The sequence below is a fragment of the Brooklawnia cerclae genome, from assembly GCF_011758645.1.
GTDB lineage: Bacteria > Actinomycetota > Actinomycetes > Propionibacteriales > Propionibacteriaceae > Brooklawnia > Brooklawnia cerclae.
This window is the reverse complement of sequence record NZ_JAAMOZ010000002.1, coordinates 51296-66248: the sequence shown is the minus strand read 5'-3', so window position 1 is coordinate 66248 and position 14953 is coordinate 51296. Positions and strand designations below refer to the sequence as shown.

Here is a 14953-nt window from a genome sequence, read left to right as displayed (position 1 = left end):
TTGTGGTATCCATGGACCGCGTGGAATGGTTCTGGAGTTTCCCACTCCTCGCCAGACGGACCCTTGCGGTGGCCTTCGTGCTCGTCGCGGTTCCGCTGACCGCGCTCATCCTTCTTCGTCGTCCTCGGATCGCGCGCAACAGCTACGTTCCCCGGCTCGCGATCGGCGGCGTGATCGGCCTGGCAGCGCTCTGCGTGATGGGATGGCTCCTCGGCAACGTCTTCCAGGTGTTCGGCGACGTGACGCTGAGTCAGCGCGTCATCGGGTGGGCCGGCTGCGCCGGTGCGGTCATCGGCTTCGCGATCACGGCCAGCCTGACGCGCGGCCACCCGGGGACGCACTGGTGGCACCACGGGCTCACGGTGTTGGCCGTTGCCGCCGCGGTGTTCATGGGGGCCGTGGGGATCAACCGCGAGTACGCCTTCTTCCTCACTCCCAAGGGCGTGGCGGACTACGGCCGGAGCACGGCCTACCCCACGCTGAGCGTCCCCGCGTACGACTCGATCCAGGAGGTCGACCTGTCGACGGGATGGTCGGCCCCCGCGGACATGCCGGCCACCGGGACCTTCAGCCGGGTGACGATCCCGGCCACGGTGTCCGGCTTCAAGGCACGTCAGGCGATGGTGTACCTGCCGCCGGCGGCGCTGGTGACCGACCCACCGCAGCTACCCGTGATCATCGCCCTGAGCGGGCAGCCGGGCACCACCGTCGACATGTTCATCTCGGGGGGTCTGCTCGACATCGTCGAGGCGTACCAGAGCACGCACGACGGCCTGGCTCCGATCGTCGTCTCGGCCGATCAACTGGGCAGCCCGGACGACAACCCGATGTGCGCCGACAGCGATCTGGGAGAAAACGAGACCTACCTGGTCACCGACGTGCTCGACTGGATCCACGGCACCCTTCCGGTGGACACGGATGCCGCGCACACGGCGTTGATCGGCTTCTCCCAGGGGGGCACCTGCGTCACGCAGCTCGGCTTCGGTCATCCGGACGTGTTCGGGAACCTGGTGCCGATCTCACCGGAGGAGGTCCCGACCATGGGCGACGACACCGTGGACGCTGCCTTTCACGGTGACGAAGCCGCCTATCAGGCCATCCAGCCCCTCACCCGGCTGGCCGCGCACGGGCCGTACCAGGATCTCTACGCGGACTTCTACGTCGGTGAGGACGACGCCGACTACGTCCCGGCGACGAGCACGTTGTCGGCCGCGGCCACCGCGCAGAACGTGCACGTCACCACGACGTTGTCACCGGGGACCGCTCACGACTACTACACGGTCCAGTTCGCGGTGACGAGTTCGTTCCCCCAGCTGATCAGCCGATTCGGGTTGCCGGCATGACCCCGCCGAGCAGGACGTCGCTTCCCTGGCGCCGGCTGTGGACCGAACCGCGCCGGGCGCCCGCCAGCTACGTCATCCTGGCGGTGGTGATCGTGGTCGCCGTGTTCGCCCGCATGCCCGCCACCGCCGACACGATGCACCAGTGGTTCGCACTCACCTGGGGGCAACTCGCGAAGGGACGGATCTGGACTCCGCTCACCGCACTCCTCCTCCCCGGCCGCGTCGACGGGCTGGTGCTGCCCGCATTCGCGTTGACGCTCGTCCTCCCACAGGTGGAACGCGCGGTCGGGACGCGGCGGGTGCTCGTCGGGTATTTCGCGCTGGGCGCCGTGTCCGCGGCCCTGGGGGCGGGCTTCATGGGGCTGCTCGCCGCCGTGCACGAGCCGTGGGCGTCGGTCTCGGCAGGCCTGCTGACCGGCGACCCGACCATCGGGGTGGTGGCGGCCCTGGCGTACGCGGCGGGCGCGATGTCACCGGTCTGGCGTCGCCGCACGCTGGTGGCGACCGCCTTCGCGTCCCTCGTGCTTTTCCTGTACTCCGGCCAGCCCGGCGACCTGTACCGGCTCGTGGCGTTCTGCCTCGGCGCCGCGATCATCCGGGCACGGGTTCCCCGGGCGGTCACCGCACACGAGGTGCGGGTCACCGCGTCGGCACTCGTCCTCGCCCTCGCCGTCGGCCCGCTGGTCGCCGTGGTGTCGAGAATCCGGCTCGGGCTCCTGTCACCGTCGGTGCTGCTGGTCGACGACACCACTTCTCAATCCGATGTACCCATGTGCTCGGTGTTCAAGATCGGCGAGCAGTGCTGGGACTCGCTCATACTCGGGCAGTCGTCCAGTCAGGGCCCCTGGGTGTGGGTTCAGTTGCTCGCACTGGTGCCGCTGGCGCTGGCCGCGTGGGGTTTGATGCGCGGACGCCGGGCTGCGGTGTGGGTCGCTGTCGTGCTCATCGCACGGACGGTCGTCAGCGTCGCCGCGTCTTTCGCGATGCTTCCGGCACACCGCCTGGACGCCATTGCCGCCGCCTCCCCCGTGGAACAGGTGGAGCTCATCGTCCAGGTGGCGGCCGTTCTGCTCGTCCACATGGCGGCCGCGGCCTGGCTGATCGTCCAGCGCCGCAGGTTCCAGATCACACTCAGCCGGGACGAGGACAGGGCCGCCCTGCGGTCGGTCGCGGTGGTGCTGATCGCGGCCGGGGTGGCGATGGCCGGATTCGTGTTCGCGCTGCGCTCGTCCTTCGCCGGCCCGCCCAGCATTCTGAAGACGGTTCTCGCGGGGCTGGAGCTCATCCTTCCCCCCGCGGCCCGCACCACGCTGGGCGGCAAGGTTCACCCGCAGACGCTGATCACCAAGCTGACGACCGAGTCGATCGAGGCCGTGATGTGGTTGGCCCTGATCCTGCTGGTGTGGCGGATCCTGACCGTCCGTCCGCTGCACCGGCGTGAACCCGGTGACGGCGAGGTTCGGGCGCGGCTGCGTCTGGGTGGGGGCTCGACACTCGCCTTCATGGCCACGTGGCCCGGCAACCGGCACTGGCAGGATTCGCTCACCGGGGCGATCGTGGCCTACCGCGACGTCGCGGGCGTGGCGCTGACACTGTCGGAGCCTTTCGGGGCACCCCAGGCCGAGCTCCTGCCGGTGGTCCGCCGGTTCAACCTGTTCGCCGATTCACAAGGATTGATACCGGTCTGGTATGCCGTGACGGCCAGCGCCTTCGGCCCCGTGGCACGCGAGCTCGAGTGGCAGTCGGTCGAGGTCGCCCGCGAGAGCATCGTCGACGTCCGGCAGTGGCAGACCCGGGGACGCAAGTGGCAGGACGTCCGCAGCGCGTTGTCGCGCGCCGAGCGCGAGGATGTGACCGCGGAGTGGACGACCTGGGCCGACCTGACGGCCGGTGCCTATGCGCAGATCGTCGACCTGTCCCAGGACTGGGTCTCGGGCCACCCGCTGCCCGAGATGGGGTTCACCCTCGGCGGCCTGGACGAGTTGCGCGATCCGGAGGTGCGCCTCATGGTGGCCTACGGCCCCAAACGGCATGTCCAGGGGGTGCTCAGCTGGCTGCCCAGCTGGCGTGACGGACGCGTGATCGGCTGGACGCTCGATGTGATGCGCAAGCGTCACGATGCGATGCCCGGGATCATGGAGTTCCTCATCGCCCGGTCGGCGATGAGGATGAAGGACGACGGGATGGAGTTCATGTCGCTGAGCGGCGCACCCCTGGCCCATGACGACCGCGGGCAGACGGTGGACGACGCGTCCCCCACGGATCGTGCCGGCGACCTGTACGACCTGCTCGACTACCTCGGCAACACACTGGAGCCCGTGTACGGGTTCTCGTCGCTGCATCACTTCAAGCAGAAGTTCCAACCCGAGGTGCGCCCCTGGCTGATGGTCTTCTCCTCGACGATGAACCTCCCCGCGATCGGGCTGGCGGTCGTCCGGTCGTATCTCCCGCACCTGTCGGTCGCACAGGCGCTGCGGGCGATCCGCGAACTCGGCGACCGTTCGGCGTCCACCCACAACCAGGAAGGCAATTGATGACCGAGCCCGAACCCACCTCCGCACGACCGGACGATCTGCTCGCCCGCTGGGACGCCCAGCAGGCCGCGTACATCCGCCACCGCGATCTACGGTTCGACACGATGGCACGAGTCGTCGGGCTCCTCGGCCGGTCCACGCCACGAGTGCTCGACCTGGCCTGCGGGCCGGGATCGCTGACCCGGTTCATCCGTGATCGGTTCCCCGGGTCGAGCGTCGTCGCGGTGGACAAGGATCCCCTGCTGCTGGCCGTCGCCCGCGACGTCTTCGCGGACGACCCGCAGGTCATGATCGCGAACGCCGATCTCGACGAGGCCGCCTGGGCCGCCTCGGCGCCCGGCCCCTTCGACGCGGTGGTCAGCTCCACCGCACTGCACTGGCTGGAGCCCGACGTCCTGGTTCGTCTCTACTTCGAGTTGGCCGACCTGATCGCTCCTGGAGGAGTCTTCCTCAACGGCGACCACTTCGCGTACGACCCCGCCGCGCAGCCCACGCTGCTCCGGATCGCCGCGGACGACGACGCGGTCACCCAGCAGGCGGCCTTCGATGCGGGAGCCGACACCTGGGACCACTGGTGGGAGGTGGCGGCCGCGCGTCCCGGCTACTCGTTCGCCGCCACAGCGCGCGAGCATCTCTGGGAGGGCAACCACACGGCGCCCAAGGTGACCCTGGGCTTCCACCTGGAGACCCTGCGCAGTGCAGGTTTCAGCGAGGTCGGAACCGTCTGGCAGTACCTGGACGACTACGTCGTCGCGGCGGTCCGGTAGGGCTCAGATCTCGATCGCCAGATCGTCGAGTTCCTCGAGGCTGCCACCGTCGGCGAGCAGGCGCTGGTAGCTCTGCAGCCGGCGGCGGTCGATCTCGGTGTTGGTGACACCACGCTTCCAGTAGCCAAAAACGGCGACCTCGTCCTTGGTGAGCCCGACGGTGTCGCGGAAATGCCTGCGGATGTCACGCATCTCGTCGCGCTCACCGGCACCCCACACCACGTACTGCTCGGGGTGATCGAGCGAGATCGCCTCGGTCGCGAGCGGCCGGAGTTCCGCGTCCGGATCGACGCGGCGCAGGTCGACGCCGGTGACGCCGGGCAGTTCGTCGAACGCGGCCCGATCGCTCGTGGCGACCCACCCGACGCCCTCCAGGCCCGTGGGCCATTGCTCCAGCATGGAGTACAGCGCCGGGATCGCTGTGGCATCGAGGAACAACGCGACCCTGCGCTCGGGCGCCTCAGGCACCACGAGCTGCGGGCGTGGGCCGGCGAGGAGCACCGTGTCGCCGGGCCGCAGGCCTGACGTCCACCTCATCATCGGGCTGGTGTCGCCGTGTACGACGACGTCCACATCGAAGGAGCGGGTCGCCGGGTCGTACGTCCGCACGGTGTAGACCCGGGAAACGTGGCCGAAGTCAGCTCCCAGCTGCAACCGCACGGCGACGTTGGGCTGAGCCCAGCTCGGGTTGTCGGCGCCGACGGGAAGGCACGCCGTGAACCGGATCAGGCGTGGTGTCGGCCGGATGACACCGGTGATCGTCACCGTGATCTCGTCGATGCCACGGTCGTGGTCAGGGTGGTGCAGGACGCTCGGCCCGTCTCCGTTCTCCGTGGGGCTGACATCGGTCATGGCATGCTCTCCTTGTCTGCCGGGAGTTCCGGCATCGTCGTCACGGACGCACGGTGTGCGTCCGGTCGCTGGCGTCCCCGGCGGTCGCGGGGGACGATGAGGGGCCGCCCGTTCTCCGGGTCTGCCAGCACGAGGGCGTCGAGGTCGAAGACCTGCCGGAGCAGGGCCGGGGTGAGCACGTCCCCCGGGTCGCCCTGCGCGACGATCTGCCCGGCATGCATCGCGACGAGATGCGTGGCATACCGCGCGGCGAGGTTGAGATCGTGCAGCACCACCACGAGGGTTCGCCCCGACTCGTTCAGGCGGGAACACAGGTCGAGCACGTCGAGTTGGTGGGAGACGTCCAGGAACGTCGTCGGTTCGTCGAGCAACAGCACGGAGGTCTGCTGAGCCAGCGCCATGGCGATCCATACGCGCTGCCGCTGGCCACCCGACAGTTCGTCGACGAGCCGGCCGGCATCCGGTTTCATCCCGACCTCGTCGAGCGCCTGCCCGACTATGCGCTCGTCCTCGGCCGACCACTGCCTCAACAGGGTCTGGTGGGGGAAACGTCCGCGCGTCACGAGATCGGCGACTGTGATCGCGTCCGGCGCGACGGGTGATTGCGGCAGAAGACCGACCCTGCGTGCGACCTGCTTCGTCCGATAAGCGTGAATGTCCTTGCCGTCGAGCACGACCCGCCCGTGGCGGGGTTGGAGCATGCGCCCCAGGGTCCGGAGAATGGTGGACTTGCCGCACCCGTTCGGCCCCACGATGACGGTGAACCCGCCCGGGGGGATCCGCAGGCTGAGCCGGTCGACGACCGTCGTGGTCGAGTAGCCCACGCTGACGTCCTCGGCGCTCAGTTGCACCATCTCGTCGGTGTCGTCGGTGGTCGTCACATGTTCTCCTTTCCTCATGCGCGGCGTGCCAGCAGCCATACGAGGTACGCCCCGCCCAGAAGATTGGTGACCATGCCCACCGGCGTGCGCAGGCCGATCTCGACCCGCTGGGCCAGCAGATCGGCGGTGGCGAGCAGAAAGGCCCCCGTCAAGAACGACGTGACCACCGGTACCCCCGGAGAGCGAACGGTCCTGCGTGCGATCTGCGGCGCCGCGAGCGCGACGAAGGCGATCGGTCCCGCGGCCGCCGTGGCCACCGCGGCGAGGAGGACGGCGAGGACGACCGCGGCGAACCTGAACCGCTCGACCGGAATCCCCAGTGAGGCCGCGGTGTCGTCCCCCATCTCCATCAGCGAGACCCGTCGCGACACCAGGACCATCACGGGGACGACGAGGATGTCGACGATCAGCACGATCAGCGCGTGCGACCAGCCCCGTCCGGTCAGCGACCCCGCGCTCCATTGCTGGAGCACGGCCGCGTCGGTGATGGACGCCCGCACCATGAGGAAGTCGATGAGGGCTCCCAGCACGGCCGCCGTGCCGATGCCCACCAGGATGAGCCTCAACCCGCCTGTGACTCCGTCTCTCCTGGCCAATCCGTAGACGAGCAGCGCTGTCAGCACACCTCCGACGACGGCCGCGAGCGCGGTGGCCAGCACTCCGCCGTCGAAGACCACGATCTGCACGGCGGCCGCGGCGGCGGCACCGGTGGTGAACCCGATGACGTCGGGAGATCCGAGCACGTTTCGCGACAGCGATTGGAACACCGCCCCCGACACTCCCAGGCTCCCGCCCACCCCGATCGCCGTGAGCAGGCGGGGCAACCTGCGTCCCCGGATCGAGCGAACCGCCGACGCATCGCCCTCGCCCGTCAACGCCGCCCACAGTTCGGTGGCCGACATGTCGAGCCCGCCGATCGCGAGGCTCGCCGCGCCGACGCCGAGCACGCACACAACCGTGACAGCCGCGAACACGACTCCGCGCGGCCACAGGCGCACGGACCAGGGGCCCAGCCTCACCACGTGTGGGACGATCGGCGGCATCCGGCCGGTGTCGGCGTGGCTCACAGCGAGGCCAGCTTCCGCGACCGTGCGAGCGCGACGAAGATCGGGCCGCCCAGCACCGCCGCGGAGATCCCCGTCTGCAGTTCTCCGGGTGCGACGGCTATCCGTCCCACGGTGTCGGCCGCCAGCAGGGTGGCGGGCGCCACGACCAGCACGCCCGGCAGCAACAGGCGGTGATCCGGGCCGACAAGGATGCGCACGACGTGCGGGGCGGCCAGGCCGACGAAGGAGATGGGCCCGGCTGCCGCAGTGGCGCCACCGGCGAGGAGCACCACCGCCAGGGTGGTCCCGAGACGGACCAGCCGTGCGTTGACCCCGAGCCCCCGGGCCGTCTGCTCCCCGAGGGCGATCGCGTTGAGCGGCCGGGCCAGCAGTGCCGCCAGAACCGCACCGGCGACCATGAAGGGGAGCACGGCCCGCAGAACGGGGATGCCACGGCCCTGCAAGGTGCCCACCGTCCAGTACCGGAACTGCAGAAAAACGGGCTCGTTGCTCAACAGGACCATGCCGGTGAAGGCACTGATCACCATCGACAACGCGGTGCCGGCGAGCGCCATGCGGGCGGGAGTCGCGGTGCTCCGGTGCGCGGAGCCGAGCAGGTAGACGGCCACGGTTCCCGCCGCCGCCCCGATGAACGCGAACCAGACGTATCCGCCGACGTCGGTGACCCCGAAGTATGCGATGGCGACCACGACGGCCGCCGAAGCGCCCGCGTTCACCCCGAGGATCCCAGGGTCCGCCAGCGGGTTGCGGGTGAACGACTGCATGAGTGCACCCGCGAGGCCCAGGGCCGCACCCACGACGATCCCCATCACCACCCTCGGGACGCGCGACTGGACGACGACGATGTGATCGTTGTTTGCGGGGTCGTAGTCGATCAGCGCCTCCACCACCGTGGCCGCGGGAATGGGATGCGAGCCGAGTCCGATCCCCGCCAGTGCCGACAGCGCGATGACGCCCAGCGACACGCCCACGACCACGGCGAACCGGGTTCGGATCACAACCTCAGCGCCCGAACTCGGAGACCAGCAGTTCCACGGTGTCGGTGGCGCTGTAGTAGTCGAGCCGGAACGAGGCCGCCCCCAGCGAGTGCACCCGGCCGGCGACGACCGCGGGCTGATTGGCGAGCAGGGGATCGGACGCGACCTGCTGTACGACCTCGGCGCTGGAGACCGGGACCACGAACAGGGTCTGCGCCTCGGCGAACGCGGCGGGCATGTTCTCCGCCGTCACGACCGACACCCCCGACGAGCTCGACGCCTCGTACTCGGCCGGCACCCCCGCGTACTCGAAGCCCAGCTGTTCCAGCAACACCGCCTGCTGGCTGTCCTGCGAGAACGCCCACGCGCCGTCGCCGCCCATGTAGACCAACGCCGTCACCGGCTGTTCGGGAAGGTCGATGAGTTCCGCCTGCTCGGTCACCCACGCGTCGAAGTCCGCGGTGACCTGGGCGGCCTCGTCCTCGTCACCTGTGGCGTCGGCCAGTTCGGTGGTGAGGTCGTCCCACGCCGAAGTCCCGTAGTCGACGAGGACCGTCGGAGCGATGTCGCTCAGCTGGTCGTACGCCTCGAGCACGGAATCGCCGCCGTTGGACGAGCCGATGATCAGATCCGGCGCGTACGCGTCGATGGCGTCGAGGTCGAGCTCGAGATTCGAGTAGAGCACTTCGACCCCTCGTTCGTCGGCCACATCGGCCCACTGCGAGAAGAATCCCTTGTCATCGGTCAATCCGGACGGGGTAGCAGCGGCGGTGGCGACGACCGGGGCCCCGATGGCGAGCAAGGTTCCGGTGAGGGAGGGCGAGGTCGACACGATCTTCAGCGGCTGGGAGTCGATCGTCGTCGTACCCGCCTCATGTGTGATGGTGCGGGGCCATTGGCCGTCCTCGGACGACGGCGCGGACGAGTCGGCGGCCGGAGAACCCGAGCAGCCGGTGAGGAGCAGGGCCGCGGCCGTGGCCGCGGCGGCGATCGCCTTGCGAAGGTTGACAAGCATGCAGACGAGGTTAGGACTACCTAACCTGAGCGCGTATCCTCAAAGCGCCATGTTGTTACCACTGCCCGAGCCGAGGCCGTCGATCGGCCCGATCCGTGCCAGCTTCCTCGCTCCGACGCTGGCGACCGGCCCGCTGCTGCTGTGGGTCAGCCAGGGAAGAGCCGCCATCCGCATCGACAGCACGGTGCATGACCTGCGAGCGGGCCAGATGCTCCGGGTGCCCGCGGGCGTCCGCTACTCGATCTCGACCGAACCGGGCTGCATCGCGTTCCCGATCGGCGTCGAGGCGGGCGGCCGGGCTATCGAGACCATGCGGTGGCAGATTCCCGCGGGCTGGGAGAAACGCCTCGTCTACGAGTTCGCCCTCAATCTGTCCTATCTCAAAGAGCCCGTCACGGCACCTCTCGAACTGGTACCGGACGCGAGCTCGGTCCCGGACGCCGCCACCGGGCTCCTCCCGCCACCACCCCGATCCGGTGACGCGTTCCGCATCGCCCTCGTGCTCCTGCGCGATCCGGGCGATCCACGGACAGCCCGGGAACTCGCCGCTGCGGCCGGGATCGGCGAACGCACTCTGCAACGCCGGTTCACTCAGGAGACCGGGCTGTCGTTCGCCAAATGGCGTACCCGGGTCAGGTTGTCGACCGCAGCGGACCTCCTGCGCGACGACCACGAGATCGGCTGGGTGGCCCATCAGGTGGGCTTCGCGGGGGCAAGTGCCCTGGCCCGGGCCTTCCGAACCCACCTGGGGACGACCCCGGGCCGCTACAAGGAGCACTTCGCCACCCTCACCGGTCGCATCGAGCCGGGTGGTGCGCTACCCGCCCTGCCCCCACCCGGCATCCCCGCCAGCGAGACCTGGCCGCATGTCAACGCCGCACACGTGGCGGTGTGGGTCTGCCGGGGCACCGCCGAGGTGGATGTGGCGGGGCGAACGTGGCACCTCCGCCGCGGGGACGCCATCCTCCTGCCGGCAGGGCTACCCAACACCGTCCGTGTGGCACCCGACTCGCTGCTGCTCCCTCTCGGCTTCCGCAGCACCCAGGCGATCACGTTGTCGTCCGCCGACCTGCGACCCGTCTCCTTCCCCGTGGAGGACGAGGGCTGGCTCCTTCATGCGCTCATCAGCACATACACGGCGCTACGGCCCCCCGGCCATGACCGGTCGGCGGCCTTCGACCTCGTGGTCGCCCGCACCCTCGGCCAGGGCGCGCAGGCCGGAGAACGGGACGTCTCACCGGCGGTCCGCCTGGCAGCCGCACTGTCCCGCGAACCAGCCAACGAGACGAGGCTTGCCGACTGGGCGAGGTCGTTCGGGCTGGCCCCACGGGAACTTCATCAGTGCTTCCGCGCCGAAACCGGCATGAGCCTCCAGCAATGGCGGACCCTGGCACGGATGACCCACGCCAGGGCGCAACTCGACTTCGGCCTGCCGCCGACGGCCGTCGGCCGAAGTGTCGGTTACGCGCATCCCCCGGCATTCACCAGGGCGTTCCGAACCGCACACGGCCTCACGCCCCAGCAGTACCTCGGCTCACGCGAGCCGGAGCGCGAACCCGAGTCGTGGCGCCCGGCGCCCCCTCCCGATCACCACTGTCGTGAGGCCTGAGTCACTTCGCGTTGTCCCGGTACGGCGCGAGCAGGGGTTGCAGCTTCCCGATGGCGTCCTCCACCGCCGGGACGAAATCACCGTCGGCCCGCGACGCCGCGATGCCGACCGCCATCGCCGTCAACGGCCCCGCCGGACGAGAGGGGCCGTGCGCCACCTGACTGACAAGGCCGAGCACGGCCGGGGTGACGGCAGCCAGGTCGGCTCGATGCACACCAAGCGCCTCGCAGACCTCGTCCAGCCAGGCGTTCATCTGCGCCATCTTCTCCGGCTCATCCACGTGAGAACCTCCTTCAATCTTCATCCATCAATATGGCACACTGAGTCGATACCGATTCGAGGGAGTTCGAGCGTGCGGTTGACCCGACCGATGAAGCTGATGGTCGACCCCGCTCGTGTGCCGGCGACGACCGGGCTCGCTGATCAGTACGGCCGTGTCGCACACGACCTGCGCGTGTCGCTCACCGATCGCTGCAACCTGAGGTGCGTCTACTGCATGCCCCGGACGCCCGACTCCTGGCAGTCCCCGGACGAACTTCTCACCGACGACGAGATCGTCCGGCTCGTGACGGTGGCGGTCACCCGCCTCGGCATCACCGACGTCCGGTACACCGGCGGCGAGCCACTGCTGCATCGCGGGCTCGAGGCGATCATCGCCGCCACCGCCCGGTTGACCACCGCCGAGGGACGCCTCCCCGGCATCTCCATCACGACCAACGCCGTCGGGCTGAAGCACCGGGCCGGGCCGCTGGCCGGCGCCGGGCTGCAACGCGTGAACGTCTCGCTGGACACCCTGGACGACGCCCGCTACGCCGAGATCACTCAGCGGCGACGGCTGACGTCGGTCGTCGAGGGCCTCGACGCCGCCCGGCGGGCCGGGCTCGACCCGATCAAGGTGAACTGCGTCCCGCAGCCCGCGGGCTTTCGGCAGGATGCTCCCGATCTTCTGCGTTTCTGCCTGTCCAACGGCTACCAGCTGCGGTTCATCGAGCACATGCCGCTCGGCCGGTCGGTGGAGTGGGACAGGGACGCCATCGTCACCCGCGAACAACTCGTCCAGGCTCTCACCGATGCCGGTGCCGAGCTCACGGACGCCACCGAGGCTCGCGGCGCTGCCCCGGCCGAGCTGCGGCGCGTCCGCTTCGAGGGGCTGGAGGGTGAGGTGGGCATCATCGCCTCGGTGACGGCCCCGTTCTGCCGGGCCTGCGACCGCACCAGGCTCACGGCCGACGGCAGGATCCGCTCGTGCCTGTTCGGGCAACGGGAGACCGACCTGCGTGGCCCGCTACGGAACGGCGCGGACGACGAGGAGGTCGCCCGCCTGTGGCGACAGGCCATGTGGCACAAGCCGAGGGCTCACGGAATCGATCACGGCGGATTCGCGGCAACCACGCGACCCATGTCGGCGATCGGTGGATGACAAGGAGGCAAAGGTGACCACAGCAAGGGTCACGTTCTATGCCGGTGCGGCGGAGGCCGCCGGCACGGACTCGACGCACATCACCCTGCCCGACGGTGCCACGGTCGGCGACCTGATCTCCGCGCTCGGCGAGGGCAAATCCCGGCTGACAGAGGTGCTGGGGGTCTGTGCCATCGCCGTGGCCGGGCAACAGGCGAGCGACGGGGACGAGCCGCTGCCGGCAGGTGAGATCGACGTGGACGTGCTCCCGCCCTTCGCGGGAGGGTAGGCGCGTGACTGTGACCCCTGGGTCGAAACACCCATCGGCCCGCCTCGCCTTCGCCGAGGTCGGCACCGAACCGATCGACGTGCCCGCGCTCACGCGGTGCGCCGCGGACGACGCGGCGGGTGCCGTGGTCACGTTCTGCGGTGTCATCCGCAACCACGACGCCGGCCAGGCCGTCGACGGCATCGACTACACGGCCCATCCCAAGGCCGCCGACGTCCTGCGCCAGGTCGCCCTGGAGTTCACCGGACGCGCGGGCGTGCGTGCGGTGGGCATCGCTCACCGCGTGGGCGCACTGACGATCGGCGATGTCGCCCTGTTCGCGATCGTCGCGGCGGATCACCGTCGCGAGGCGATCGCGACCACCTCCGATCTCGTGGACGAGGTCAAGCACCGCGTCCCGATCTGGAAGCACCAGCATTTCAGCGACGGGCATTCGGAATGGACGGGACTGCCATGAGCGGCCGGGACGGCAGAGTGTCTGTCGAGGACTACCGGAAGCGCCTGCTGGACGGGCTGATGCCGCTGCCGCCCGTCCAACTGCCCCTGGCCAGATGCCTGGGGCTGGTGACCGCGGAGGCGGTGACGGCCCGGGTCGCGGTTCCGCCCTTCACGAACTCGGCGATGGACGGGTTCGCCGTGCGGCATGCGGATGTGGCCACGGCCGATCCGGCTTCGCCGATCGCCCTCGGCGTGGTCGGCGACCTCGCCGCCGGAAGCCGGGACGACCCGCGCGTGGGCGACGGGCAGGCGGTTCGCATCATGACCGGGGCTCCGCTGCCCGCGGGAGCCGACGCCGTCGTCCCCGTGGAACTGACCGACCAGCCGCTGGGCCGGGCCGGCCTTCCGGAAATCGTGCGGATCACCGGATCGGTCGCCCGGGCAGCAAACATCCGCCTCGCAGGCGAGGACGTCGCCATGGGGGCTCCGATCCTGCCCGCCGGGGTCAGGGTGGACGCCACCGCGATCGCCGCCGCCGCATCCGCCGGGCACGGCACCCTGCTCGTGCATCCCGCGCCGAGGGTCGCGGTGATCGCGACCGGCGCCGAGCTCGTCGAACCGGGTCAGCCACTGGACACCGGCCAGATCCCCGACAGCAACGGGCCGATGCTGGCAGGCCTGGTGGCCGAGTTCGGTGCGGTGCCGATGAGCCTGGCTCGCTGCCCGGACGATCCGGCCGCGCTCGACGCCGCCGTGACCGCGGCCCTCGACCTCGCCGACGTCGTCATCACCAGCGGTGGCGTGTCCGTCGGGGTCCGCGACGTCGTGAAGAACTCCGCGGTGGCCGACGCCCTGGAGTTCGCCAGGGTGTCCATGCGTCCGGGCAAGCCGCAGGGCCACGGACGGCTGACGGCCTCCGACGGACGGGTCGTCTCGCTGCTCGCGCTGCCCGGCAATCCCGTGAGCGTGTTCGTCAGCTGGTTCGTGTTCGTCGTGCCTGTCCTCGCGGCCCTCGCCGGGCTCGATCCCGCGTCCGTCCCGAGTACCGGCCTCGCGCCCGTGGGCACCGGGTGGAGGTCTCCCCGGGGGTTCGTCCAGTTCATGCCCGTGATGCGCCTGCCCGACGGCACGGTGGCACCCTCCCACCGCCTCGGGGCCGGGTCACACCTGATCGCGTCGCTGCACCGTGCCGGCGCGCTGGCCGTCGTCCCTGCCGATGTCACCGAGGTGACTTCCGGCGGGGTCGTCGACCTCATCGAGACGAGACGGGGATCATGACCACGGGCGAGCGCTTCGCGCACCTGCGGGACGACGGCACCGCGCACATGGTCGACGTCACCGCCAAGCAGCCGACCGTGCGGGAGGCCACGGCGATCGGCCTGGTGAGCTGCGCACCCGGCACCGTCGCCGCCCTGCGCTCCGGGACGGTCCCGAAGGGCGACGTCCTCGCGATCGCACGCATCGCGGGCATCCAGGCGGCCAAGCACACACCCGACCTGCTGCCGCTGGCCCATGTCATCGGCCTGCACGGCTGCGAGGTGGACTGCGAGGTGGCCGACGACGGGGTGCGCCTGCGGGCCACCGCCCGCACCGCCGACCGGACCGGGGTGGAGATGGAGGCACTCACCGCCGTCATGGGCGCGGCGCTGGCCGTCATCGACATGGTGAAGGGCATCGATCGCAGTGCGGCGATCCGCGACACCATGATCGTGTCGAAGGCCGGGGGACGCTCCGGCGAGTGGCGTCGTCCCGCCGATGAGCTGCCCACCTGGGCGAGGTAGC

At 70.1% G+C, this 14953-nt stretch carries 15 protein-coding genes; 9 read left to right on the top strand and 6 right to left on the bottom strand.

The annotated features are described in order from the left end of the window. Window positions 1–11: 11 nt before the first annotated feature. The 3 genes from FB473_RS13825 to FB473_RS13815 are packed head-to-tail and all read left to right on the top strand — an operon-like array spanning window position 12 to window position 4644. Complete coding sequence (locus tag FB473_RS13825; protein ID WP_167169845.1) at window positions 12–1343, top strand: alpha/beta hydrolase; 1332 nt, start codon at window positions 12–14, stop codon at window positions 1341–1343. Next, on the top strand, window positions 1340–3877 hold the full coding sequence (locus FB473_RS13820) for a bifunctional lysylphosphatidylglycerol flippase/synthetase MprF (RefSeq protein WP_167169843.1): 2538 nt from the start codon (window positions 1340–1342) through the stop codon (window positions 3875–3877). Before FB473_RS13825 ends, FB473_RS13820 begins: the two co-directional genes overlap by 4 nt. Next, window positions 3877–4644 carry a class I SAM-dependent methyltransferase gene (locus tag FB473_RS13815; RefSeq protein ID WP_167169841.1) on the top strand — a complete coding sequence of 256 codons (768 nt, stop codon included), beginning with the start codon at window positions 3877–3879 and terminating at the stop codon, window positions 4642–4644. The genes FB473_RS13820 and FB473_RS13815 overlap by 1 nt, the downstream gene beginning before the upstream one ends. 3 nt (window positions 4645–4647) lie before the next feature. Here FB473_RS13815 and FB473_RS13810 read toward each other — a convergent pair whose 3' ends face one another. Genes FB473_RS13810 through fepB form a run of 5 tightly spaced genes read right to left on the bottom strand, consistent with a single transcriptional unit; the run spans window position 4648 to window position 9436 of the window. After that, window positions 4648–5496, bottom strand: a complete 849-nt coding sequence (locus FB473_RS13810; protein WP_167169839.1) for a siderophore-interacting protein — start codon at window positions 5494–5496, stop codon at window positions 4648–4650. Then, window positions 5493–6377 carry an ABC transporter ATP-binding protein gene (locus FB473_RS13805; RefSeq protein WP_341770144.1) on the bottom strand — a complete coding sequence of 295 codons (885 nt, stop codon included), beginning with the start codon at window positions 6375–6377 and terminating at the stop codon, window positions 5493–5495. The genes FB473_RS13810 and FB473_RS13805 overlap by 4 nt, the downstream gene beginning before the upstream one ends. A 14-nt stretch (window positions 6378–6391) precedes the next feature. Then, window positions 6392–7444: an iron chelate uptake ABC transporter family permease subunit gene (locus tag FB473_RS13800; RefSeq protein WP_208390807.1), complete on the bottom strand. Its 1053-nt coding sequence runs from the start codon at window positions 7442–7444 to the stop codon at window positions 6392–6394. Beyond that, on the bottom strand, window positions 7441–8442 hold the full coding sequence (locus FB473_RS13795; protein ID WP_167169837.1) for an iron chelate uptake ABC transporter family permease subunit: 1002 nt from the start codon (window positions 8440–8442) through the stop codon (window positions 7441–7443). Before FB473_RS13795 ends, FB473_RS13800 begins: the two co-directional genes overlap by 4 nt. Window positions 8443–8446: 4 nt before the next feature. Beyond that, the gene (gene fepB / locus FB473_RS13790; protein ID WP_167169835.1) at window positions 8447–9436 is read right to left on the bottom strand and encodes a Fe2+-enterobactin ABC transporter substrate-binding protein; all 990 of its coding nucleotides are present in this window, start codon (window positions 9434–9436) and stop codon (window positions 8447–8449) included. A gap of 49 nt (window positions 9437–9485) precedes the next feature. Here fepB and FB473_RS13785 point away from each other — a divergent pair, with 49 nt between their 5' ends. Continuing rightward, window positions 9486–11045 (top strand): helix-turn-helix domain-containing protein, encoded by a 1560-nt coding sequence (locus FB473_RS13785; RefSeq protein ID WP_167169833.1) that lies wholly within the window; start codon window positions 9486–9488, stop codon window positions 11043–11045. Window position 11046: 1 nt separating this feature from the next. On the opposite strand, the gene FB473_RS13780 is transcribed toward FB473_RS13785, so the two are convergent. Further along, window positions 11047–11325: a DUF6457 domain-containing protein gene (locus FB473_RS13780; RefSeq protein WP_167169831.1), complete on the bottom strand. Its 279-nt coding sequence runs from the start codon at window positions 11323–11325 to the stop codon at window positions 11047–11049. A 78-nt stretch (window positions 11326–11403) separates the two neighbouring features. Between FB473_RS13780 and moaA the strand changes: the two genes are divergently transcribed. From moaA to moaC, 5 genes are read left to right on the top strand one after another with little or no spacing between them, the layout of a single operon-like run. Next, a complete protein-coding gene (gene moaA / locus FB473_RS13775; protein WP_243864005.1) occupies window positions 11404–12465 on the top strand; it encodes a GTP 3',8-cyclase MoaA in 1062 nt (353 codons plus the stop codon). A 13-nt stretch (window positions 12466–12478) separates the two neighbouring features. Next, entirely contained in the window at window positions 12479–12733 is a 255-nt protein-coding gene (locus FB473_RS13770) for a MoaD/ThiS family protein (protein ID WP_167169829.1), read from the top strand. A 4-nt stretch (window positions 12734–12737) separates the two neighbouring features. After that, a complete protein-coding gene (locus FB473_RS13765; protein ID WP_341770142.1) occupies window positions 12738–13190 on the top strand; it encodes a molybdenum cofactor biosynthesis protein MoaE in 453 nt (150 codons plus the stop codon). Beyond that, complete coding sequence (locus FB473_RS13760) at window positions 13187–14449, top strand: molybdopterin molybdotransferase MoeA (protein ID WP_167169827.1); 1263 nt, start codon at window positions 13187–13189, stop codon at window positions 14447–14449. The genes FB473_RS13765 and FB473_RS13760 overlap by 4 nt, the downstream gene beginning before the upstream one ends. Further along, window positions 14446–14952: a cyclic pyranopterin monophosphate synthase MoaC gene (moaC, locus tag FB473_RS13755; protein WP_167169825.1), complete on the top strand. Its 507-nt coding sequence runs from the start codon at window positions 14446–14448 to the stop codon at window positions 14950–14952. The genes FB473_RS13760 and moaC overlap by 4 nt, the downstream gene beginning before the upstream one ends. Window position 14953 lies beyond the last annotated feature (1 nt).